The 21,718-nt window shown below is 62.0% G+C and carries 19 protein-coding genes; 10 read left to right on the top strand and 9 right to left on the bottom strand.

Annotation, left to right across the window (positions count from 1 at the left end; genetic code table 11):
• Window positions 1–2: 2 nt before the first annotated feature.
• The 4 genes from QHG62_RS22130 to slmA form a co-directional block, all read right to left on the bottom strand.
• The gene (locus tag QHG62_RS22130; protein ID WP_281147791.1) at window positions 3–890 is read right to left on the bottom strand and encodes a DMT family transporter; all 888 of its coding nucleotides are present in this window, start codon (window positions 888–890) and stop codon (window positions 3–5) included.
• The gene (locus QHG62_RS22125; RefSeq protein WP_281147790.1) at window positions 883–1,689 is read right to left on the bottom strand and encodes a DUF2182 domain-containing protein; all 807 of its coding nucleotides are present in this window, start codon (window positions 1,687–1,689) and stop codon (window positions 883–885) included. Before QHG62_RS22125 ends, QHG62_RS22130 begins: the two co-directional genes overlap by 8 nt.
• A complete protein-coding gene (locus QHG62_RS22120; protein WP_281147789.1) occupies window positions 1,686–2,288 on the bottom strand; it encodes a DUF1326 domain-containing protein in 603 nt (200 codons plus the stop codon). Before QHG62_RS22120 ends, QHG62_RS22125 begins: the two co-directional genes overlap by 4 nt.
• A gap of 166 nt (window positions 2,289–2,454) precedes the next feature.
• The gene (slmA, locus tag QHG62_RS22115) at window positions 2,455–3,108 is read right to left on the bottom strand and encodes a nucleoid occlusion factor SlmA (RefSeq protein ID WP_281147788.1); all 654 of its coding nucleotides are present in this window, start codon (window positions 3,106–3,108) and stop codon (window positions 2,455–2,457) included.
• A 120-nt stretch (window positions 3,109–3,228) separates the two neighbouring features.
• Between slmA and galE the strand changes: the two genes are divergently transcribed.
• Window positions 3,229–4,248 (top strand): UDP-glucose 4-epimerase GalE, encoded by a 1,020-nt coding sequence (galE, locus tag QHG62_RS22110; RefSeq protein ID WP_281147787.1) that lies wholly within the window; start codon window positions 3,229–3,231, stop codon window positions 4,246–4,248.
• Window positions 4,249–4,269: 21 nt separating this feature from the next.
• Here galE and argB read toward each other — a convergent pair whose 3' ends face one another.
• Both argB and QHG62_RS22100 read right to left on the bottom strand, forming a co-directional pair.
• Window positions 4,270–5,163, bottom strand: a complete 894-nt coding sequence (gene argB, locus QHG62_RS22105; RefSeq protein ID WP_093021615.1) for an acetylglutamate kinase — start codon at window positions 5,161–5,163, stop codon at window positions 4,270–4,272.
• Window positions 5,164–5,239: 76 nt separating this feature from the next.
• Complete coding sequence (locus QHG62_RS22100; RefSeq protein WP_281147786.1) at window positions 5,240–6,337, bottom strand: glycosyltransferase family 4 protein; 1,098 nt, start codon at window positions 6,335–6,337, stop codon at window positions 5,240–5,242.
• A 45-nt stretch (window positions 6,338–6,382) separates the two neighbouring features.
• Here QHG62_RS22100 and QHG62_RS22095 point away from each other — a divergent pair, with 45 nt between their 5' ends.
• On the top strand, window positions 6,383–7,141 hold the full coding sequence (locus tag QHG62_RS22095; protein ID WP_281147785.1) for a glycosyltransferase family 2 protein: 759 nt from the start codon (window positions 6,383–6,385) through the stop codon (window positions 7,139–7,141).
• A 26-nt stretch (window positions 7,142–7,167) separates the two neighbouring features.
• On the opposite strand, the gene QHG62_RS22090 is transcribed toward QHG62_RS22095, so the two are convergent.
• Window positions 7,168–8,148 carry a glycosyltransferase family 2 protein gene (locus QHG62_RS22090; protein WP_281147784.1) on the bottom strand — a complete coding sequence of 327 codons (981 nt, stop codon included), beginning with the start codon at window positions 8,146–8,148 and terminating at the stop codon, window positions 7,168–7,170.
• A 2-nt stretch (window positions 8,149–8,150) separates the two neighbouring features.
• Entirely contained in the window at window positions 8,151–10,013 is a 1,863-nt protein-coding gene (locus QHG62_RS22085) for a glycosyltransferase family 2 protein (protein ID WP_281147783.1), read from the bottom strand.
• Between the two features lie 220 nt (window positions 10,014–10,233).
• On the opposite strand from QHG62_RS22085, the gene QHG62_RS22080 reads away from it, so the two are divergent.
• The 3 genes from QHG62_RS22080 to QHG62_RS22070 are packed head-to-tail and all read left to right on the top strand — an operon-like array spanning window position 10,234 to window position 13,157.
• On the top strand, window positions 10,234–11,652 hold the full coding sequence (locus QHG62_RS22080) for a mannose-1-phosphate guanylyltransferase/mannose-6-phosphate isomerase (protein ID WP_281147782.1): 1,419 nt from the start codon (window positions 10,234–10,236) through the stop codon (window positions 11,650–11,652).
• Window positions 11,649–12,452, top strand: coding sequence for an ABC transporter permease (locus QHG62_RS22075; RefSeq protein ID WP_281147781.1), 804 nt, complete (start codon window positions 11,649–11,651; stop codon window positions 12,450–12,452). Before QHG62_RS22080 ends, QHG62_RS22075 begins: the two co-directional genes overlap by 4 nt.
• A gap of 3 nt (window positions 12,453–12,455) precedes the next feature.
• Window positions 12,456–13,157 (top strand): ABC transporter ATP-binding protein, encoded by a 702-nt coding sequence (locus QHG62_RS22070; RefSeq protein WP_157611922.1) that lies wholly within the window; start codon window positions 12,456–12,458, stop codon window positions 13,155–13,157.
• A 20-nt stretch (window positions 13,158–13,177) separates the two neighbouring features.
• Here QHG62_RS22070 and QHG62_RS22065 read toward each other — a convergent pair whose 3' ends face one another.
• Window positions 13,178–16,456 carry a glycosyltransferase gene (locus QHG62_RS22065; protein WP_281147780.1) on the bottom strand — a complete coding sequence of 1,093 codons (3,279 nt, stop codon included), beginning with the start codon at window positions 16,454–16,456 and terminating at the stop codon, window positions 13,178–13,180.
• Window positions 16,457–16,824: 368 nt separating this feature from the next.
• On the opposite strand from QHG62_RS22065, the gene gmd reads away from it, so the two are divergent.
• From gmd to QHG62_RS22040, 5 genes are all read left to right on the top strand, one after another.
• Window positions 16,825–17,862, top strand: a complete 1,038-nt coding sequence (gmd, locus tag QHG62_RS22060; protein ID WP_281147779.1) for a GDP-mannose 4,6-dehydratase — start codon at window positions 16,825–16,827, stop codon at window positions 17,860–17,862.
• Window positions 17,863–17,977: 115 nt separating this feature from the next.
• Window positions 17,978–18,949, top strand: a complete 972-nt coding sequence (locus QHG62_RS22055; RefSeq protein WP_281147778.1) for an FkbM family methyltransferase — start codon at window positions 17,978–17,980, stop codon at window positions 18,947–18,949.
• Complete coding sequence (locus QHG62_RS22050; protein WP_281147777.1) at window positions 18,946–19,587, top strand: acetyltransferase; 642 nt, start codon at window positions 18,946–18,948, stop codon at window positions 19,585–19,587. The genes QHG62_RS22055 and QHG62_RS22050 overlap by 4 nt, the downstream gene beginning before the upstream one ends.
• On the top strand, window positions 19,584–20,687 hold the full coding sequence (locus QHG62_RS22045) for a DegT/DnrJ/EryC1/StrS family aminotransferase (protein WP_281147776.1): 1,104 nt from the start codon (window positions 19,584–19,586) through the stop codon (window positions 20,685–20,687). The genes QHG62_RS22050 and QHG62_RS22045 overlap by 4 nt, the downstream gene beginning before the upstream one ends.
• Window positions 20,684–21,718: a glycosyltransferase family 4 protein gene (locus QHG62_RS22040; protein ID WP_281147775.1), complete on the top strand. Its 1,035-nt coding sequence runs from the start codon at window positions 20,684–20,686 to the stop codon at window positions 21,716–21,718. Before QHG62_RS22045 ends, QHG62_RS22040 begins: the two co-directional genes overlap by 4 nt.

Genomic DNA, 21,718 nt, shown 5'->3' with positions numbered 1-21,718 from the left:
AGCTAGCGCCGTGCGTTGCGGGACTTCTGGCTCAGCACAATGGCAATGCCGCCCAGGATGGCCACCGATGCGGCGGCCAGCCGCGGCGTGATCGCTTCCGACAGCAGCAGCACCCCGCCGAACGCAGCCAGGAGCGGCACCGACAGCTGAACGGTGGCCGCCTGCATGGCAGAAAGACGGGCCAGCGCCGCATACCAGACGACATAGCCGATGCCCGAGGTCAACGCGCCGGAGGCCACGGCCAGGGCAATGCCCGTCGCGTCCGCATGGGCGCGTGCCACAAAGATGACGCTGAGCACCAAGGCCAGCGGCACGGCCCGCAAGAAGTTGCGCGACGTGGCGGCCAGCGGATCAGCCACGCCACGGCCCCTAAGCGAATACACGCCCCATGCGACGCCGGCAACGGCCATCAGCACCGCACCGAGGAGCGGTGGCGCGGCGACGCCAGGCAACACCAGGTAGACGAGCCCGCCTGCCGCCAGCACAAAACCGAGCCATGCAACGGCCCCGAAGCGCTCGCCGGAACCCAGGCCCGCGCCCAGCATCGTGAGCTGCACCGCCCCAAACAAGATCAGCGCTCCCGTGCCTGCGGAGAGGGTGAGGTAAGCAAAGGAAAAGAAAGCGACATAGGCAAACAGCATGGCGGCGGCCAGCCAGTCGGCGCGACGGGCCGAGTGCGGCCGCGCCCTCAGCTGCACCACGAGCGCGAGGGTGATTGCACCGGAAACAAGCCGGATGCTGCCGAAGCTTGCCGGATCGATGCCTTGCCGCTGCAGCGCGAGCCTGCACAACAGCGAATTGGCCGCGAACGCGAGCATGGCCACCGCCGTCAGCACAATGGTCCGCAGGGTGGAAGGGCCGCGGCGCAGCTCTGAAACGGCTTCAGACATGGCTCGCCACCACGTAAACGGCCCATCCCAGCAGCGCGAACCCGAGCGGCGCGCTCAGCCGGCGGCCCCACGAAACGTTCTTCTCCAATGCCATGACCGCTGCCAGCAGCAGCATCCAGCCAAGGCTGCCGGTGCCGAGCGCGAACATCAGCAGCATGAGCGCCCAGCAGCAGCCGACGCAGAAGAGGCCATGGTGGGTGCCCAACGCAAACGCATGGCGCGCTTTCCCGTGGCCGCGCCAGTGCTCGATGACAAAGCTCAAAGGCGTGCGGCACTTTTCGAGGCACTGGTGCTTCAGGCGGCTGAACTGGAAGGCGCCGGCCAGCGCAATGGTCGCGGCACCGAGGACCCAGCCATGCCAGGCCAGCGTCGGCGCGCTGGCCAGCAGCGCCAGCACCGCGCTGTGCAGCCCATGCGCCAGCAAGCCGAAGGCGCCCCACACCGCCATGTAGCCGAGCCCCAGCAATGCGAGCAGGCGTGCATGGTCGGGCCGCCCGGCGGTCAGGCGGTCGAAGGCGTTGAACAGCGGCAGCGTGGTCGGCAGCATCATGGCCGCTGTCATGAGGATCCACGCCGCGGCATAAAGCACGGCAGGCACGACCACATCGCCTGCGGGAACGACCTGGCATAGGAAGGCGGCCGGGCCCGAGGCGGTCCAGTCGCCGTGTTCGAGATAGCGTCCGTAAGGGCTGCGCGCCCAGGCCCACAACGCCACCCATGCCAGCGTGACCAGCGCGACAAGAACCGGCACGAACACGCGGCGGTGCCGGACGGCGCTGCGCGGCAGCACGGCGCTCATGAGTCGAACACGAAAGTGCTTTGCAACGCGTTGTGGTTCTTCAGGTTCAGGTCGATGCCCAGGGCGGGGTTCTTCGACCGGTAGGTGGGCGCCTTGCCGACGAACACCGGGGCGCCCGGCACGGTGGAAAACACGGTGTCGGAAAGCGTGGTCTGCCCGCCGGTGGCGCCGCGGTAGGGCTCCAGCTCGGCGTAGTAGTCGGTGCCGATCTCCAGCTCGCCCTTGCCTTCGCTCACAGTAAAGCGAATGGGCGCCCGCTCCACCGACACGACCTCGCCGATGAGCTTGGCCAGGTCGGCAATCGGCCCGCCCGCTTGCCCGGTGTAGACCTTGAGCAGCGCTTCTTCCTGCTCCTTGGAAGCGTTGTCGTCGACGAAGATGGCCGCCGTCCAGTTGCCCTGGAGGATGTTTCCGGGCACATGCGCCACGGCCGCGATGGTGTTGCCGCCGACATCGATGCCGTCGATGGTTCCCTTGTCGATGCGCCACGCGACGATGGTGTCGCAGGTGCCGTTGTCGGGGTCCTCGCCGATCCAGCAGGGACACAGCACATTGCAGTTGCAAACTTCAAGCAGGCGACCTTCCAGGTGATAGCTCATACGAACCTCCGTTCAGAAGCTTCACGAACTCGGCTTGTCGCCGCGACTCATCAGCGGCAAGGGGGCGCTGATCGTACGCCCGGGCATTGCGCAAGTCGAGCGGCAAACCCTGCCTGGCTGTTGCCGTGGGTACCCCAGAGAGGCCCGGAGTCGCCCGCGCCGCGGCTCAGACGATCAGCGCGATCGTGGCTTCGAGGTGTTCCGAAGGCGCGCGGCGGAAACCCGAGCGCGTGAAGCGCTGCAGCTGTCCGACCACGAAGGCCGTGAGAGCGGCGGCGCGCACCTGGGCGTCCACCGTGGGGGTTGCAGAGCCATCGGCGGCGGCGGTGCCGCGCAACACCTGGCGCAGCGTGGCTTCGATCTTGTCGAAGAACTGGTTCATGCGCTGCTGGAGCCGCTCGTTTTCGAACACCAGCGCATCACCCACCATGACGCGCGTCATGCCTGGGTTGCGCTCGGCAAACTGGACCAGCAGCGTGAGGATTCTTGCGGCCTGCTGCGCGCCGGTGGCACCTTCGCGCTCGAGAATCTGGTTGACCAGTGTGAAGACGCTCTGCTCGATGAAATCGATGAGGCCTTCGAACATCTGGGCCTTGCTTGCGAAGTGGCGGTAAAGCGCGGCCTCGCTCACGTCCAGCCGGGCGGCCAGTGCCGCGGTGGTTACCCGCTCGGAGCCGGGCTGTTCCAGCATGGCGGCCAGTGCCTGCAAAATCTGCACGCGCCTCTCCCCGGGCTTGGGGCGCTTTCGCACGGGGGCGGCGGCTGCCAGCGCCTCTGTGGGAGTTTCTACGCCGGGATAGCTTGTCTCTTCGTTCTGCATGGGAGCGCGTGCAAAGATGTAATCAATTGATTCTCGCACAGGGTCGCGCAGTGAGCGCGCGCAAACGGGGCGGGAAAGCTCGTACAGAATCAACCTACCTTACAAAGTAAAGAGTTTTTCATGGCCAACAGCGTACTGGTGACCGGTGGGGCTGGATTCATTGGCAGCCACACGTGCGTGGCGCTGGCCGCGGCCGGCTATGTGCCGGTGATCCTGGACAACCTGGGCAACAGCGACGTGCGGGTGCTGGAACGCTTGCGCCAGATCACGGGCAGCGCGCCCCGGCTGATCGAAGGCGACGTGCGCGACAGGGCCCTGCTCGACCACGTGCTGGGCAGCGAACGATTCTCGGCCGTGATCCACTTTGCCGGTCTCAAGGCGGTCGGCGACTCGGTGGCCGACCCGCTCGCCTACTACGACAACAACGTGCACGGAAGCTTCGTGCTTGCCTCGGCCATGCGGCAGGCAGGCGTGCGGACCCTGATTTTTTCGTCGTCCGCCACGGTGTACGGCGAACCCGACCATTCACCCATTCCGGAAGACGCACCTTGCAGGCCCGCCAGCCCCTATGGCCGTTCGAAGCACATGGTCGAAGAAGCGTTCACCGATTTGCACCGCGCCGAACCGGCTTGGCGCATTGCACTGCTGCGCTACTTCAACCCTGTCGGCGCACATGAAAGCGGGCTCATCGGAGAACACCCGCAAGGAAAACCGAACAACCTGATGCCCTTCGTGTGCCAGGTGGCCGTGGGGCAGCGAGACAAGCTGGTCATCCACGGCAACGACTACCCCACGCCCGACGGCACCGGTGTGCGCGACTATGTGCACGTGATGGACCTGGCCGAGGGACACGTGGCAGCCCTGCGGCATGCGGAGGCCAATCCAGGCCTGGTCACGCTGAACCTCGGCACCGGCCGCGGCGCTTCAGTGCTGGAGGTTGTGCATGCGTTCGAGCGCGCGAGCGGGCGAACGATTCCTTGCGACATTGGCCCGCGCCGGGCCGGCGATGTGCCTGCGTATTGGGGCGACCCTTCGCTCGCGCAGGCCACGCTGGGGTGGCGCGCGCATCGCGGCCTCGACCAGATGTGCGCGGACAGCTGGCGCTGGCAGCAGGGCAATCCGAACGGGTACGAGGGCTGAGCCAGACCCGCAGCGGATGGCTCAGCGCGCGCGAATCATCGTGCCGTAGGCCTGGTCGGTCAGGATTTCGAGCAGCATGGCGTGCGGCACGCGTCCGTCGATGATGTGCACCGCGTTCACGCCGCTCTTGGCGGCATCGAGCGCGCCTTCGATCTTGGGCAGCATGCCGCCCGAGATGGTGCCGTCCGCAAACAGGTCGTCGATTTCGCGCGCGCTCAGGTTGGTGAGCAGCTTGCCGTCCTTGTCGAGCACGCCGGGCGTGTTGGTCAGAAGCATGAGCTTCTCGGCCTTGAGCACGGTGGCGAGCTTGCCGGCGACCACGTCGGCATTGATGTTGTAGCTCTCGTTCTCCTCGCCGAACCCGATGGGGCTGACCACCGGAATGAAGGCGTCGTCCTGCAACGCCTTGACCACGCTGGGATCGATGGAGACGATGTCGCCGACCTGGCCCACGTCGTGGTGCAGGTTGGGGTCGGTGCGGTCGGCCATCTTGAGCTTTTGCGCCCGGATCATGCCGCCGTCGCGGCCGGTCAGGCCCACGGCCTTGCCCCCGGCCTGGTTGATCAGGCCCACGATGTCCTGCTGAACCTCGCCGGCCAGCACCCATTCGACCACTTCCATGGTCTCGGCATCGGTCACGCGCATGCCCTGGATGAAGCTGCCCTTCTTGCCCAGGCGGTTGAGCGCCGCCTCGATCTGCGGGCCGCCGCCGTGCACCACCACCGGGTTCATCCCGACCAGCTTGAGCAGCACCACGTCTTCGGCAAAGTCGGCCTGCAGGGCCGGGTCGGTCATGGCATTGCCGCCGTATTTGATGACGATGGTCTTGCCGTGGAACTTGCGGATGTACGGCAGCGCCTGGGCCAGGATCTCGGCCTTGTCGCGCGGGGGAATGTTCAGGACGGGGTCGGTCATGGGCGGGCAGGCTCCAAAACGGTGAGAACGGTGGATAGATGAAATTGTCGCAACAAGCGGGCTGTCCCGGGCGCCATCATGGACGCAGCCAGCGCGGCACCTTGAATCGCACGATCATCAGGTACGCGCCGACGTAGGTCGCGACGAACAGCAGGCAAAAGAGCATCAGCACGACGGTGTTGTTCCAGAACAGCACGGCCGGCACGACCGACAGCGCCGCAAACATCCACAGGTAGGGAGATGTCCGGTTGTTGCGGGCGAGCAATTGGCGAGCCTCGTCGTCTGCAAAGGCCACCCGCACAATGCGGCGAAAAATGAGCTGGTGAAAATGCAGCGCGTCCGCCGTGCCGGGCGACTGGCCTCGCGCGAGCTTCCGATAGATCGAAAACAGCGTCTCCCAGACGGGGTAGATCAGCAGCAGCATGGGAAACCATGGCGAGACCACGCGATGCCGCTGAACCAGCGTGACGCAGGCCACGGCAATCACCATGCCCCACACATAGGCCCCTCCGTCGCCCGCAAAAATCTTGCCGCGCGGGTAGTTCCAGATCAAAAAGCCGACGGTGGCGCCCACCAGGCAGACCATCATCGCCGCAAGCTGGCGGTCGCCCACCTGCAGCGCCACATGCGAAATGGCAAGGCAGACCAGCACCGCCACGGTGCCGGCGAGCCCGTTGTAGCCGTCGATGATGTTGAAGGCATGCGGCAGCCCGCCGATGGCAAGTGCCGCGAAGACCACGGCGCCGTAGGGAACCAGCGCCAGCCAGCCGTCGACCGTCTCGATGCCGGTGCGCGACAGGCTGAGCCCGAGCAGCCAGCACGCCAGCAAGGCGGAGCCGATGGTGAGCCCCAGCCGGTAGCGCACCCTGACGTTCTGCGTCACGTCCTCCACGATGCCGGCGATGACGGCCGGCGCAATGCACAGCAGCGTGAGCATCGACGCCTTGACCGGCCAGGACACGTTGAACGGATCCGTTCCGGTGATGCCAGCCGCCAGCCACGCCACGCCCATTCCAAACATGATGCCGGCGCCGCCGAGGCGCGGCACATGGCCCTTGTGGAAGCGCTGGGGCATGTCCGTGCCATAGAGCCGCGCATGCCTGCGCGCCCGGCGCATGAACAGCTGCACCGCAAAGGCAGAGGCAAAAAAACTGATGACGATCAGAGCAATCATGTGTGGGTGTTGGGGAACTCTAGAATTCCCGAGCGAAATTAGACCATGCCAGCGCCCTCCCCCACCCTTCCCCCCATCACCGTTTCGATCGTCAGCCACGGTCAGCTCGCGCTGATCAAGCCGCTGCTCGAGCAACTCGGCCACTTCAGCGGCGGGTCGGTTGCGAAGGTAGTGCTCACGCTGAACATTCCCGAGCCCGACGGCGTGCTGGCGGGCCAGGAATCGGGCTTTCCGGTCGAGCGCATCGAAAACGCCAGCCCCAAGGGCTTTGGCGCCAACCACAACCAGGCGTTCCAGCATTGCGATACGCCTTGGTTCCTGGTGCTCAACCCCGACATCCGCTTCGACGGCGACGTGCTGGCGCCGCTGATTGCACAGGCTGCCCCTGACGCCGGCCTGCTGACGCCGCGCATCCTGGAGCCGGGCAAGAGCAGCCCCGAGCAGCACCGCGAGATCATCACACCGCTCGAGATCGTGACCCGTCGGAGGCCAGGCTATGCGCGCCCGGCGGTGCCGGCCTGGATTCCGGGCCTGTTCATGCTCTTTCGCAGCGATGCCTACCGCCAGATCGGCGGCTTCGACGAGCGCTTTTTCATGTACGGCGAAGACTTCGACATCTGCGCCCGGACCCAACTCGCGGGCTGGAAACTGCAGGTGGGAGAAGACCTGCTGGCGCGCCACGAGGCCCAGCGCGCCAGCCGCAGCAGCAAGAAGCACCTTTACTGGCACGTGACCAGCTTGCTGAAGGTGTGGACTTCGGGTGCGTTCTGGCGATACAGGCGGCTGAAGGCGAGCACTCGCTAAGCCCGGCCCAGTGTGCCGGCGACCGACTACCCGCGCTCGAGCAGGTCCTGCGCCACCGCGTGCCAGCCGCGGCCGAATTGGTCATAACGCCCGCGCGCGGCCTCCAGCATCACCGGACCGAGGCGCGCAAGCCTCGAGCGCGGCAATTCGGCCCTGAAGCGCTGGTGCGCCACCTTGGCGCGCTGGGCCTTGACGTACTTCGGTTGCACCTTCGCGCCGAGGGCGCTCAATCGGTCAAGAAGCGCCTCCGCCCTGCGCAGCCGGGCCCAGTGCTTGTCGCCGCGCTCGACGAAGGCCTTGCCGATCTTTTCGGAAAGGGTCGGCCGGCGCGCGCCGATCTGGTTGCTTGCATGCTGCCGGTAGTCGATGAGCGGCTCCGCCAGCACGTCGACGCGACCGGTGGCCGCGGCCACGGCGCCGAGCCATTCATCGTGCACCCAGCCTTCCGGGAACGGCAGCGCGGATGCGAGCAAATCCTTGCGAAGCAGGGTCGTGGCACCGGTCACCAGGTTGCGCCGCAGCAATACGCCGAAGGCATTGCCATTTGCAATGGCCGCCAGTTCAGCCGGGCGCACTTCGAGCGCATGAAAAAGCGAAGTGCCGAGCGGTGCGAGTTCGGCATCGACCAGGCGGGCATCGGTGTGCAGCAGCAGCAACTCGGGCTCTGCTTCGAAGCGCGCAGCCATGCGAGCCAGCCGGCCTGCGTGCCACACGTCGTCCTGGTCGCACAGCGCAATGAGCTCATGGGTGCACGCCCGCACGGCCTGTTCGAAATTGCGGGTGACACCCAGTGCCGGGGAATTCTGGAAAACGACCAGTTCGATGCGATCGGCGACGCCGCAATCTGCCAGGGTGCTGCGCGCGGTGGCGATGGTCTCGTCCGTCGAGCCATCGTCCGAAAGCACAATCTGGCGCGGAAGCCTGTCCTGCGTGCAGATGCTTCGCACTTGCGCCGCCACATAGCGCGCGCCGTTGCGCGTGCAAAGCGCGACCGAAATATCCAGCATCTTCAGACCGGCGCCAGGCGCGGCGGCCAGGCGTAGCTGAAGTCTTCGCGCGCGAGCATCAGGTTCGGGCTGTAGGCGGGGTCATTCTTCAACAGCTCGCCCCATCGTTGCTGCATGTAGGCAGCCTCTTCCTCGAACTGCTCTTTTCTCTTCTGCGACACATTCTTGGACCGGGTCGCGGACTCGTGGTGAAACAGCTCCGCATAGGGCGTCCAGACGTTGCGCAGTCCCGCCTCGCGCAGCCGCAGGCAAAAATCGATGTCGTTGAACGACTCCTTGAGATGCACCTCGTCAAGGCCGCCAACCTTCAGGTAGTGGCTTTTCTGGATCACCAGGCAAGCGGCGGTGACGGCCGAGAGCGACTGGATAAGCGCCGCGCGCCCTGCATAACCCTCTCTTCCTGCCGGCATGCCGCGATGCGAATGCGCAGCGATGCCTCCCACGCCCAGGATCACGCCGCCGTGCTGGAGGGTCTTGCCGGGATACCAGAGCCGCGCGCCCACAGCACCGACGCCGGGCTGCAGCGCAAGGCTCACCATTTCGCTCAGCCAATCGGGCGAAATGACTTCGATGTCGTTGTTGACCAGCGCTAGCACGTCGCCTTGCGCGATGGCAGCCGCACCGTTGTTGAGCGCCGAATAGTTGAAGTCCCGGTCGTCGCGCAGCACGCGAATGTTGGGGTTGTCCGCGGCAACACTCTTGAACCAGGCCAGCGCGGCGGGATCGTCGGAGCCGTTGTCGACGATGATGATTTCATAGCGCGAATAACTCGTCTTCTGCAAGATGGAGTCGATGCACTGGCGAGTCAGCTGCAACGCATTGCGCGTGGGGATGATCACCGAAACCAACGGTAAGACATCAGGCAAGGCGTAATGCACCCGGTAACCAAAATCGAGATGTTCGGCAGTGGCGCGCACGCCGGTGCGTACGAAATGCTCGTTGAGCGCCCGCTCGCCCGCAATGGCCGCATAGGGCTTGGCCGTCATCGAGCGGGCCGTGCTTTCGGCATGCACGCGCCAGTGATAGAGCACGCGCGGAATGTGTTGAATCTGCCCCGGCTCCACGCGTTCCATGCAACGCAGCACCAGGTCCCAGTCCTGGGAGCCCTCGAGCCCCACCCGAAACCCGCCGACCGAACGCATGAGCCCGGTGGACAGCACGCCGAGGTGGCTGAACATGTTCTGCGACCGAAAGAGATCGACGTTCCAGTCGGATTTGAAATAAGGCCCGAAGCGATGACCGGCTTCGTCGACCTTGTCCTCGTCCGAATAGATCAGCTGCACGCCGGGGTGCTCGACAATGCAATCGGCCACCCAGAACAGCGCATGCGCAGGCAGCAAATCGTCATGGTCCATGAGCGCCACCCAGGGGCCCGCAGCCAGTTCCAGCGCGCTGTTCGAAGCGGCCGAGATATGGCCGTTTTTTGGACGGAACACCACCTTGATGCGCGGGTCCGTCTCGCTGTATGACTTGAGAATCTCGCGCACCTCGGCCGATGGCGACGCGTCGTCGGCAATGCACAGTTCCCAGTGAGGGTAGATCTGCCCACGCACCGACTCGACGGCTTCGCGCAGCCATGCCGGGTTGGGGTTGTAGGTGGGCATCAACACGGAGATCAGCGGCGGGTTTTTCATTGCCGCTACGCGTTGCGCAATCTTTTCGTGCAGTTCGGGGGTGAGCGTGTCGTAGCGCCGCACCCATTTCGAATAGTCGTTGTAGCCGCCAATGCGCCGGCCGAGTTCCCAGCGGATGCCCGGCCAACCCGACTTCTTGAACATTCGCCATGCCCGCTGCACGCGCCCCATCATTCCGGGGCCCTGCCAAAGTCCGGCCAAGCCGAGGATGAATCGATAGACAGATTTCATAGAGATTGCGCACCCGCCGAGAGGGATAAAGCGGAGCTTGTGAGGAAATGCCTGAAATAGACCGAGCGGTGCCCGAACACCGCATCGTCTGGCTTTGCGGCTGGGATTATCTTCGCAACCGGCGCCAACAAAGGAGGAGCCTGCGGCCGCCGCCCCCCCCGCGAAGTGCCGCCGAGGGGCTGCCCGTAAAATTGCCTTGTTAAAAAGCTAAAGGAAAACAATGAGACTACTCTCAGTGGTGCTCTCGGGAGGCGCCGGCTCCAGGCTCTGGCCTGCTTCCCGCCAGGCTTTTCCCAAGCCATTCATGAAGATCGGCGATTCCACACTGCTTCAGCAGGCCGTCGAGCGCGGACAGGCATGCGGAACCGGCGACCTGATGGTCGTGACCAACAAGGACCATCTGTTCCTCACGAAGGACGTTCTCGGCCAGATGAGCGACCCGCCGGCCGCGACGTTTCTCCTCGAGCCCAAGGGGCGCAACACCGGCCCGGCCATTGCACTGGCGGCACTTCAATGTGCGCGCCAGTTCAGCGGCGACACGGTGATGCTCGTCCTTTCCGCGGACCACCTGGTTCCCGATGTGCATGCTTTCGTGGCCAGCGCCACGGAAGCCTTCCGCCTGGCGCAAGAAGGCAAGCTCGTGGTATTCGGGGTGAGCCCGACGAGCCCTGATACGGGCTTTGGCTACATCGAAGTCGAGCACGTGTCCCGCGAAAGCCAGGGGGTCAAGCGTTTCGTCGAGAAACCCGACCTCGAGACCGCACAAAAGTACCTGGCCACCGGGCGGTACTACTGGAACAGCGGCATGTTCGCGTTCACGGCAGACACCATCATTGCGGCGCTCGAGACCCACGCACCCGACGTGATCAGGGCGGCAAGGCACGCACTCGACACGGCCAAGACCTCCGACACCTCCGTCAACTTCGATCTGCACGCCTTTGGCTTGCAGCCGGACATCAGCATCGACTACGCGGTGCTGGAGCGCGCCTCGAATGTCCATGTGGTGCCGGCAAAATTCAGCTGGAGCGACGTGGGATCTTGGCCCGCGGTGTCCAATGCGCTGATAGCCGACGCCAGCGGCAACACATTTCCTGACGACGTCGTGGCTCTCGACACGACCGGCACGCACGTACAGGTGGAAAGCTATGGCCCGAAGGTCGTCGCCACTGTCGGCGTTCATGACCTCGTGATTGTCGATACGCCTGACGCGCTCCTCGTGCTTCACAAGGACAGCGCACAAAAAGTGAAGAAAGTCGTCGACGCGCTCAAGGCCCGCAAGCACGATACCGTGCACCTGCCGCCGGTGGTGCATCGGCCATGGGGGACGTACGCCTCGCTCAAAGAAGAAGAAGGCTACAAGGTCAAGCGAATCACGGTCAAACCCGGCGAAGCGTTGTCCCTGCAATATCATCACCAGCGCGCAGAGCACTGGGTGATGGTCCAGGGTCGCGGCATCGTGCAAATCGGAGAAACCGAGTACGAGACGCTTCCCGGCCAGTACCGCTACATTCCCTTGAAGGAAAAACACCGCCTCACCAATATCGGGGACGAAGAGCTGGTGCTCATCGAAGTCCAATGCGGCGGATACCTCGGCGAAGACGATATCGTCCGCCTTGCAGACACTTACGGGCGTACATGAGTCAAGTTCATTCCAATCTCCACCGCAGCGCCTGGTCCGACTGGTGGCAGGGCACCCGTCGCACCGACATCTGGTGGACTCTCGCCTGGTTCGACATCGTGCTGCGCTACCGGCGCTCGATGCTGGGGCCCATGTGGCTCACACTGAGCATGGGCGTGATGATTGCGGGCATGGGGCCGCTGTACAGTTCGCTCTTCGGCACCGAACTTTCGAGGTTCTTTCCACATCTTGCGTTGGGCATCATCTTCTGGGCTTTTTTCTCCAGCATCGTGACGGACGCGTGTAATGCGTTCGTAGGATCTTCCAACTATCTCAAGCAGGGATATTTTCCAATCAGCCTGTTCGTCTGGCGCAGCCTGGCGCGCAACCTGATCCAGTTTGCCCATCAGATCGTGCTCTACATTCCGGTGGCGATCTGGGCCGGCATTTCGCTGTCCTGGTCGGTGCTGCTTGTGCTGCCGGCATTTGTCATCCTCATCATCAACGCACACGCGCTCGGGCTTCTACTCGGCCTGGTGTGCACGCGTTATCGTGATGTCACGCAAATCGTCACCAGTGTCATGCAGATGCTGATGTTTTTGACGCCGGTATTCTGGCTGCCCGAGAGCCTGCCGGGGCGCGCAAAGTACGTGCTGTGGAATCCTTTTGCGCAAATGCTCGACCTTCTTCGCACGCCGCTGATGGGCGGCGTCGCGCACATTCACAGCTGGATCGGCATCCTGTTCTGGACGGCGCTGTGCCTCGTCGTGGCCGTTCTGCTGTTCTCCAAGTACCGCCGCCGCGTGGTCTATTGGCTCTGATCCATGGCATTTATTTCACTTAAAAACGTCGCCGTTAACTTTCCCATCTACGGCGCCGGCGCCAACTCCCTCAAGAAAACTCTTGCGGCCTCCGTGACTGGCGGCCGCTTTGGCAAGGAAACAGGTGTCACCGTCGTTCAGGCGCTTAGCGGCATCAATCTTGAGCTCAAAAGCGGAGACCGGCTCGGCTTGGTGGGACATAATGGCGCAGGCAAGTCAACGCTGCTGCGTACGCTTGCCGGCGTGTACGAACCGTCCTCGGGAGAATTTACCCGACAGGGCACGGTTGCCAGCCTGATCGACCCCTCGCTCGGCATCGAGATGGACGCCACGGGCATAGAAAACATCATGCTGCGCGGACTCGTGATGGGCATGAGCAAGAAGCAAGTTGACCAACTCACGCCTGAGATCTGCGAATTCAGCGGACTGGGCGAATACGTCAACATGCCGGTGCGTACCTATTCGACGGGCATGATGATGCGGCTGGCGTTCTCGATCTCAACAAGCGTGCAGGCAGACATCTTGCTCATGGATGAGTGGCTGTCTGTAGGCGATGCAGAGTTCACGGAGAAGGCCGAGCAACGGATGCGCGATGTAGTGTCGAAATCGGGCATTTTGGTGCTCGCGTCCCACTCACCAGACCTGATCGCAAAAGAATGCAATCGTGTGATCCACCTTGAGCACGGGCGCGTGGTCGAACAATAGGTCGGGCGGATTCACATTCTTCAGTCGCCCGCCTTTCGCAGGGCCCGGATCTCTTCGATGCGCGCAGCCATCCGCCGACCTGCCGTCTCGAGCGAGAGGTGCGCCTCCGCGCTTGCCTTGGCGCGGGCTCCTACCTCGCGAGCCCAATCCTGGTCCTCGAAGACACGCCGCATGAGCATTGCCGCATGTTCAATTGAGGGCTCGGCCCATTCGAGGTCAGCATCGTAGGGAGGGATGGGCTTGCCCACCTTGACTAACTCGTATGGAACGAGAAGGCTGTTGTCGTCATCCATGAAGTCGACATTTCCAGAGAAGCGGGTTGCAATGACTGGCTTACCCATCAGCATGGCCTCGGCCATCGTCAAGCCCAAACCCTCGCTCCGATGCAATGAGACGTACGCATCGCAAGCGTCCATCAGGGACAAAACCTCGTCAGGGCTATAGACTTGGTCGATCAAGGTGATATTGGCGCCCTTGGCGGCTTTGCGCAACTGCTGAAATTGCTTGGGATGCTTGTGCCCAAAAGAAGTCTTCAAAACCAGCCGTACCGAATCGCTGTTGCCGAAAGCGTCCCTGAAGGCGCGTATTAACCCCAGGGGGTTTTTCCGCTCCATCACGCTCATCATGTGGAAGGTGAAAAGGAAGGTGTAGGGCGCTTCGGGCAAGCCGAAATATGCTCGACCCCGCTTTTCGTACGAGGCCAGCTTAATACCTGGGAACAGCGTGCGCACCGGGATGTCAAGGCGCTCGCGCAACCCACGCGCGACAAATTCTGTTGCAGCCCATACTTCATCCACCGCTTGCGCGTGCTCGGCCCAAGAGGCGGGAATGGAATCGAATTCCCAGTACCAGTACGCAATTCGATATGTACGAGGGTTGCGTTCGATGACCTGCGACCGCTCATAAGCCACACCGAAGAACGGTTCGGGCTGCGCATGGATTATGGTTACATCGTGAACTTCCATGCCACGGAAGTCGACGTGGTGAGGATCGTCGTTAGCCTCGGTTTTCAGGTCGCGAAGAGATACCTGAACTCCCACGGCCTTTGCAGCCTCCACCAACGATTCGGCCGACACCCTCAGCCCCGACGGGTAGCAAAAGTGCCCAATGACGTTGACGCCGGCTGTTGTTAGTTGCACCGCAATCGCTCCCTGATCGAGTCGCGCACACCAATCGCATACATCCTTCGAAAGCCCCGACTCCTCAGTGGCCAACCATGCCAGCAATGCTCGAGCGCTCGCCTCCTCGTTCAAAGCGTTTGGCCACTTCGCTCGCCACTCCTGACTTGCCCAATAGCCCGCGAGAATTTGCAAAGCCGGCGTTCCCCACTTCGGCCACGAAGAAGGATCGGTCCACCGTCCCTCGACGCCGTATTCTTCGACGATCCATCGCGCGAAGTTGACTCTGCCAAACACTGTCAACCCGGCGGGGTGGCGTTGCTGCCACGTCCTCGAAAAAGAGTGCGCCAGCATCAGCTCGCGCCCGGGGTCGCCCTGTGCCTCCAGGAAAAGCCACCAAACCTCTTCCAGTCGCAGGCCTGCACCGCGAGCACCGCCTCGCATGAACCAGGAAAAAAGAGTCCTGATACCCGCAGGCGTCAAGCCGTACGGCAACACAGCATTTAGCGTCTCGTTGACCAAAAATGCCTGGCGGGCCCGATCGGAAATGCCCGCCTTCAATGCCTCCTCCACATGGCGCAAAGCGTCCTGGCTCAACCCCAATTCGGCTACCTCCAAGCCCCTTGGGAACTGCGCACAAATGCCCTTCTGCGAACGCCAGGAGTCGATCAGGAATCGTGCCGCAGACCATCGATCCGTCACTTCTTCGGGCTTGATCGGCGTCCAAAGAATCTCGCTCAAGGCAAGGCCGGCGGCGCGCGAAACGGCATCGTTGTCGAACAAATCGAGTGGCTCGGGCGGCTCGACCTTGGCGCCTCGCTGCCGCAACGAGATGCGAGCCCGCTCCTGCTCGACCAGTAGCGTCATCTCGGCGGCACGCGCGTCTGCCAGCGCTCGGTCACGCATGAATGAAATACGTTTGGGCATGCTCCAAGGGGTTGCGAGCCACCACAACCCCTTGAACGCCCTTCTGAGATACCTTCTGCCCTTTTTCTCACTGGTTGATCCAGCGGACACCGGCACAGGAGCCTGCGGCAAAAACGCCCCTGCATGCCGCGCATACGCCGCAGCAACCGCATCGAGAACGATGCCAGCACTTCGATCCCAACTGAACAAGGCCGCGTGCTCAAGTCCCTTTGAGGCCAGCATGTCCCTGTATGACGCCGAGGCAGCGATTCGCCGGATTGCCTCTACCACTCCGTCGACGTCATCAGCGTCGAGCACGACACCCGCATCGCCGACGACTTCGGGCAAGGAGGACGCGTTGGAACATATCACCGGCGTACCGCAGGCCATGGCTTCCAAGGGAGGTAGACCGAACCCCTCGTAGCGGGAAAGATATACGAAACACAAGGCATCGCTATAGAGCGCAGATAGATCGGCATCGTCGACGAACCCAGTCAGGATGATCCGGTCGCGCGACCCGCCGGCAGCATCCAGAGCCTGGTTGAGTTTGTCGAGCTTCCAGCCGGACATTCCCGCCAGAACCAGATGCATGTCGCTGGATGGATCCCGCGCCAGCAACTGGACGAATGCATTGACGACCTGATCGAGATTTTTTCGGATCTCCAGTGTTGCGAGACTGAGCACATATCGCACGCCTGGGGGAATGCCATACCGTTGTCGCACCGCCGCGCGCTCAGCGCTGTCTCGACATGGGTGGAACCGGTCGCCAGCCGCAAGCGGCATCACTGTGACCTGTTCTGCCTTTAGATCGGGTCGATACTCGAGCAGATCTCTTTTCGTGTGCTCCGATACCGCGAAAATAAGCGTTCGCTCATCAAAGCTCGCAAAAATGCTTGCCACGCTCTTTGCCGTCTCGGCATCGAAATATTCGGGTCGGTAGACGGCGATCAGATCATGGACAATGTGGGCGTGGAGCACATTCTTGTCGGCCAGCCACTCGACGGGGGCAACAGTGAACGGCGAAAGGAAGATCTCTGCATCCGCAGACGGGGTGGCGCGGTTTTGATAACCACGTGCTTCCATCTTCGTCGCGGACAGGTATGTTCGGATCCTCGGCGCATATCCGTCTCTTACGAAAAGATATGTTTCGAAGCGGCGCGATGCATACAGCCTTCGAAATAATTCGTCGCAGACCCTGTAGACACCCGTCTTTACGTCTTCGGCCAGCACATGCGCGTCAAGTGCGAGGCGTGGCTTTTGATGTTGGTCGTCCATGCAGCCCCTTAGTCGGAAGACGCGCGCAAAAGCGGATGGAGACAGGGCATCGACCGACTGTGTGCCCGGCGAGAGGGATCTTCGTTCTTCTTAAAAGGCCGCGGAAAAATCAGCATGTGGGTCTACTTTTTTTTTGAGTGCACAGTTGCGGCGGCGTCACAACGGCGATATCGGCGATGCGATGTCGATACGCATGTTCCAGATGCAGTTGCTTCGACAGCCCGTCCGCACTCAACCTTCGAGGGTCCGCGTGATTTTAAGTCTCATGCGCCAGCAAGTACGGCTCGAGGACGCCTGTTGCTTTAGGGCAAAATCCAGGGGTTTGGTGACTGCAAATGCATCACCGTCATTTGTATCGGAGAGTTTCCATGAAAAAACGTGCAGTAGTCACCGGCATCACCGGTCAAGATGGCGCATATCTAGCAGAACTACTGCTTACCAAGGGATACGTGGTCTACGGGACTTACCGGCGGACGAGCTCGGTGAACTTTTGGCGCATTGAAGAGTTGGGCATCCAGAACAATCCCGATCTTCACCTCATCGAGTACGACCTTACCGATCTCGGAAGCTCGCTAACCCTGATGAAGGAAGCCGCTCCAGACGAGGTCTACAACCTCGCCGCACAGAGTTTCGTGGGCGTGAGCTTCAACCAGCCCGATGCGACCGCTCAAATCACGGGTATGGGCGCGTTGCACCTGCTCGAAGCGATCCGTTTGACCAACCCCAAAATCCGCTTCTACCAAGCATCAACATCCGAGATGTTCGGCAAGGTACAAGCAATCCCGCAGGTCGAGGAAACGCCGTTCTATCCACGCAGCCCCTACGGCGTCGCCAAGCTGTTCGCGCATTGGATGACCATCAACTATCGCGAAAGCTACGGCATCTTTGGGTGTAGCGGTATTTTGTTCAATCACGAGAGTCCCCTGCGTGGCCGGGAATTCGTCACTCGCAAGATCACCGATTCGGTCGCCAAGATCAAGCTCGGCAAACTCGACGTGCTCGAATTGGGCAATTTGGGCGCCAAGCGAGATTGGGGCTTTGCCAAGGAATACGTTGAAGGCATGTGGCTCATGCTGCAGGCACCCGAGCCCGATAGCTTCGTGTTGGCGACCAATCGCACTGAAACAGTCCGGGAGTTTGTCGATATGGCCTTCAAGGCTGCCGGGTATGAGCTGCGCTTCGAAGGCTCGGAACAGAACGAAGTTGGTATCGACATCAAGACAGGCAAGACGCTAGTTCGCGTAAATCCAAAGTTTCACAGACCTGCGGAAGTGGACTTGCTGATCGGAAATCCAGCCCGCGCGAAAGAAAAGCTGGGTTGGGAGCCAAAGACAACGCTGGAACAGCTCTGCAGCATGATGGTAGAGGCCGATCTTCGCCGGAATGCTGAAGGGCATTCTTTCTAGAGCACCGACGGAGGCACAGACCTCGGTCGGCCATTTCTACGTCTCGGCTTCTTTATCACGACAGGGCGTCCATGGCTTCGGACCGTGGCCTGCCTTTTTAGCGGAAGCCCCTTAGATGGATTCAACACAAAAGACAGCGCGACCCGGGGTGGACATACGTGTCGCGCTGTCTTCCTCAACCAAGACGACTGCTCTCAAGGGGCGGCAGGGGCTGAGTGCGGCCGGGCCCCAGCTCGAACTACCATTGATCGCCATACCACTGCGAAGAAAAGTCAAAGCTGCGATCAGACGGATTGCGCGCCTTTGCTATCGCGCGGTGAAACCCTTTGCTCGCCCCATCGCCTTCAGGCTCCGTGCGTACTTCACCGTTGTTCTCCAGCAGGAGATCCAACAGGCTCATCTGCGAACGGTCAAGGAACTCGAACACCACGCGCGCCTGCAGCGCCAGTCGACGGAGCGCTTGCTGGCGACGCACACTGCCACCCTCCTCAAAGCGTTCAAATCCTCTCAGAGGGCAACCTCCCCCGCGTTGGAAGCCTTGCGAACGCAATCTGGCGAACAGCTTGCTGGCGTGCAGCAGCTGATGCAGAAGTTACTGGTTCCAGGTGACACCTTTGTGAATGTCGGGGCTGGCGTGGGAGCAAATGCGCTGGCAGCACACCTTGCACTAAACGGGCAAGGACGTGTTGTGGCGTTCGCGCCGCTGTCTGCGACACACGCGTCCATACGCGGTCCACTGCGGATCGACGACATCCTTGGCGACAACGGTCGCGCCGACCTCATCGTGATTGATTCGAGCAACGCCGGACTGCATGTGCTCGAAGGTGCGTCTCGATCCATCGCATTCAACCGGAATATTGCTGTAGTCGTCGAATTAGGCGCACGCCAGCCAAGTGAGACGGGTGACTCAAGCAATAAATTGCTCGGTTTCTTCACTGATCGCGGCTTTCAGTACGCCGGGATCGATTCCGCCTCCGGCACATTGCACGAAGGCGCCAGCCCCACGGTGGAGCAGACGAAAGCGGTCAGCCTGCTTTTTGCTCGACCGGATTCTCCTGCGTGGGCGCGGGCGCGAGGCGAACGATGACTTTGGGCGTCGTCATCGTCGGAGCCGGCGGACACGCCAAGGTCTGCATCGAGTTGTTGCGAGCCATGAATAAGCCCGTGGCTTTCTGCATCGGTGCAGAGGGCAGCGAAAGCAGTTGCCTTGGCGTGTCTGTACTTCAGGGCGATGCGCACTTGGAGGAGCTTCGTCGCGCTGGCTATGCCTCGGCGTTTATTGCCGTCGGCTCAAATGCGCTTCGCCAGCGCCTCGGCGCCTTGGCAAAAGGCCTGGGCTATGAACTGGTCAATGCCATCAGTCCGACGGCAGCGGTTTCGCCTACGGCTCGGCTCGGTTGCGGCATTGCGATCATGGCAGGCGCCGTCGTCAATGCAGACACTTGCATCGGTGACCTCGTCATCGTCAATACGTCGGCCAGTATCGATCACGATGGCCGGATCGGCGAAGCCGCCCACGTTGCCCCGCACTGCGGTCTCGCGGGCAATGTCACGCTCGGCCCTCGCGTGTTCCTAGGGATTGGCTGTAAGTTGATTCCCGGCGTGTCCATCGGTGCCGACGTCGTGGCAGGTGCCGGCTCGGTCATCATTTCGGACATCCCCGACCAATCCAGAATCGCCGGCATACCGGCTAAAAATCTTCAGAAAAAGGACAAGGATAAATGAATCGCATCTCCGTTGCTCATCCCAAACTCGAAGGCAACGAGCGCAAATATGTCCTCGATTGCCTCGACACCAATTGGATTTCCTCCAACGGCAAATACATCGGTGCGTTCGAGGAGGCCTTCGCCGCGTTCTGCGGAGTCAAGCACGCGGTCGCCGCCAACAACGGCACGACGGCATTGCACCTTGCACTCGTAGCTCTTGACCTGCAGCCCGGGGACGAGGTCATCATTCCGACGGTGACCTACATCGCAACGGCTAACGCCGTGCGTTATTGCGGCGCCGTTCCCGTGCTGGTCGATGTCTGTGCCCACACGATGAATATCGACCCAAAACAGGTCGAAAAGATGATCACGCCGCGCACGCGCGGCATCATTCCAGTGCACCTTTACGGCCACCCCGCCGACATGGACCCACTCGCAGCTATTGCGAAGAAGCACGGCCTCTGGGTCCTGGAGGACGCGGCAGAGGCGCACGGCGCCGAAGTGAACGGCAAGCGCGTCGGCAGCATCGGCGAATGCGCGACTTTCAGCTTCTTCGGCAACAAGATCGTGACAACCGGTGAAGGCGGCATGGTCACCACGAACGACGACGCGCTCGCAGCCAAGTTGCGGCTGTATCGCGGCCAAGGCGTCGATCCAAAGCGCCGCTACTGGTTCCCGGTAATCGGCTACAACTACCGCATGACTAACATCCAGGCCGCGATCGGCTTGGCGCAAATGGAAACCGTCGACGCTTCTCTGAAGGAACGCCAGGAACTCGCAAGAATGTACGACGAGGCGCTAAGCCCGCTGAAAGACTTGCTCGTCTTACCGACAACACAGGCAGGCATGCACCACGTCTATTGGATGTACACCGTGTTCCTGCGCAGCGGCGATGGAGTTCAGCGCGACGCACTCATGCACGCGCTCGACGAAGCCGGCATCGAGACCCGTCCGGTGTTCTATCCCATGCACGTGTTGCCTCCCTACAAGGAAGACACGGCCTACCCCGTGGCCGACGAGTGGGCGCAGCGCGGACTGAACTTGCCGACCCACCAATACCTGTCCCGCGACGACATCGCTCGCGTTGCTGCAGCTATTACGGGCGCGCTCGGACGATGAAAATCGCGCTCTGTTCTTCGTTTGTTCCGTTCGTGAATGGCGGTTACCGGAACATCGTCGAATGGCTCGAGCTCGCGCTGCTGGGTGCAGGGCATGAGGTAGAGCGCGTTTATCTTCCCGAGGTGGACGCCCCCGAACTGCTGTTTAAGCAGATGGCGGCGTTCCGCTTTGTGGACCTTGCAGCCGCCGACCGGATCATTTGCTTCAGGCCGCAATCGCACCTGATTCGGCACCCGCACAAAATCATCTGGTTTATTCACCATCTGCGTCCGTTCTACGATTTATGGGACAGCGAATACAGAGGCTTTCCCGCAGATTCAGCGCATCGGGGCATTCGCGATGCGCTGCGCACTGCAGACACCGCGGCGCTACGCGAAGCGAAGAAGGTGTTCTCGAACTCCCAGGTGGTCTCAGACAGACTTCGACGCTACAACGACATCGATAGCGAACCGCTCTATCCGCCAGTGCTGGGCGCAGAGCGTTTTCACCACCGCACGATGAACGATGAGATCGTATGCATCTGCCGAATCGAACACCACAAGCGACAGCACCTGCTAGTCGAGAGTCTGAAGTATTGCCGCACGCCGGTTCGGCTGCGTCTTTGCGGCGCGGCGTCGGATTCGGACTATGTCGGCGCGCTGGCACGTGCGGCTGAGGAAGCCGGCGTCGCGGACCGGATCGCACTGGATCACCGTTGGATCAGCCAGGAAGAAAAGATTGATCACCTGGCGGACTGCCTGGCGGCCGCCTATGTGCCTGTGGACGAGGACTCCTACGGGTATCCGACGCTGGAGGCTGCGCACGCGGCCAAGCCGATCCTGACCACCACGGATTCCGGTGGCCCGCTCGAGTTCGTGTTGAACGACATAAACGGACTGATTACCGAACCGCAGCCCGAGGCCGTCGCGCTGGCCATGGACCGCCTCTACACGGACAAGGAAGCATCTCGACGCATGGGGCTCAACGCCAACGCGCGCATCGGCGAACTGAAGATCGATTGGGCTCACGTCCTGCAAAGGCTCTTGGCATGA

Source organism: Variovorax paradoxus (genome assembly GCF_029919115.1).
Classification (GTDB): domain Bacteria; phylum Pseudomonadota; class Gammaproteobacteria; order Burkholderiales; family Burkholderiaceae_C; genus Variovorax; species Variovorax paradoxus_O.
This window is presented reverse-complemented; position numbering and strand designations above follow the sequence as displayed.

Excerpts from the sequence above, each read along its gene's own strand:
- QHG62_RS22070 (WP_157611922.1), top strand. The coding sequence starts at position 12,456 with ATGGCATTTATTTCACTTAAAAACGTCGCCGTTAACTTTCCCATCTAC.
- QHG62_RS22055 (WP_281147778.1), top strand. The coding sequence starts at position 17,978 with ATGGATTCAACACAAAAGACAGCGCGACCCGGGGTGGACATACGTGTC.
- QHG62_RS22080 (WP_281147782.1), top strand. The coding sequence starts at position 10,234 with ATGAGACTACTCTCAGTGGTGCTCTCGGGAGGCGCCGGCTCCAGGCTC.
- slmA (WP_281147788.1), bottom strand. The coding sequence starts at position 3,108 with ATGCAGAACGAAGAGACAAGCTATCCCGGCGTAGAAACTCCCACAGAG.
- QHG62_RS22090 (WP_281147784.1), bottom strand. The coding sequence starts at position 8,148 with ATGCTGGATATTTCGGTCGCGCTTTGCACGCGCAACGGCGCGCGCTAT.
- gmd (WP_281147779.1), top strand. The coding sequence starts at position 16,825 with ATGAAAAAACGTGCAGTAGTCACCGGCATCACCGGTCAAGATGGCGCA.
- QHG62_RS22100 (WP_281147786.1), bottom strand. The coding sequence starts at position 6,337 with ATGATTGCTCTGATCGTCATCAGTTTTTTTGCCTCTGCCTTTGCGGTG.
- QHG62_RS22120 (WP_281147789.1), bottom strand. The coding sequence starts at position 2,288 with ATGAGCTATCACCTGGAAGGTCGCCTGCTTGAAGTTTGCAACTGCAAT.
- QHG62_RS22050 (WP_281147777.1), top strand. The coding sequence starts at position 18,946 with ATGACTTTGGGCGTCGTCATCGTCGGAGCCGGCGGACACGCCAAGGTC.
- QHG62_RS22095 (WP_281147785.1), top strand. The coding sequence starts at position 6,383 with ATGCCAGCGCCCTCCCCCACCCTTCCCCCCATCACCGTTTCGATCGTC.
- QHG62_RS22130 (WP_281147791.1), bottom strand. The coding sequence starts at position 890 with ATGTCTGAAGCCGTTTCAGAGCTGCGCCGCGGCCCTTCCACCCTGCGG.
- QHG62_RS22045 (WP_281147776.1), top strand. The coding sequence starts at position 19,584 with ATGAATCGCATCTCCGTTGCTCATCCCAAACTCGAAGGCAACGAGCGC.
- QHG62_RS22040 (WP_281147775.1), top strand. The coding sequence starts at position 20,684 with ATGAAAATCGCGCTCTGTTCTTCGTTTGTTCCGTTCGTGAATGGCGGT.
- QHG62_RS22065 (WP_281147780.1), bottom strand. The coding sequence starts at position 16,456 with ATGGACGACCAACATCAAAAGCCACGCCTCGCACTTGACGCGCATGTG.
- QHG62_RS22085 (WP_281147783.1), bottom strand. The coding sequence starts at position 10,013 with ATGAAATCTGTCTATCGATTCATCCTCGGCTTGGCCGGACTTTGGCAG.
- QHG62_RS22075 (WP_281147781.1), top strand. The coding sequence starts at position 11,649 with ATGAGTCAAGTTCATTCCAATCTCCACCGCAGCGCCTGGTCCGACTGG.
- QHG62_RS22125 (WP_281147790.1), bottom strand. The coding sequence starts at position 1,689 with ATGAGCGCCGTGCTGCCGCGCAGCGCCGTCCGGCACCGCCGCGTGTTC.
- galE (WP_281147787.1), top strand. The coding sequence starts at position 3,229 with ATGGCCAACAGCGTACTGGTGACCGGTGGGGCTGGATTCATTGGCAGC.
- argB (WP_093021615.1), bottom strand. The coding sequence starts at position 5,163 with ATGACCGACCCCGTCCTGAACATTCCCCCGCGCGACAAGGCCGAGATC.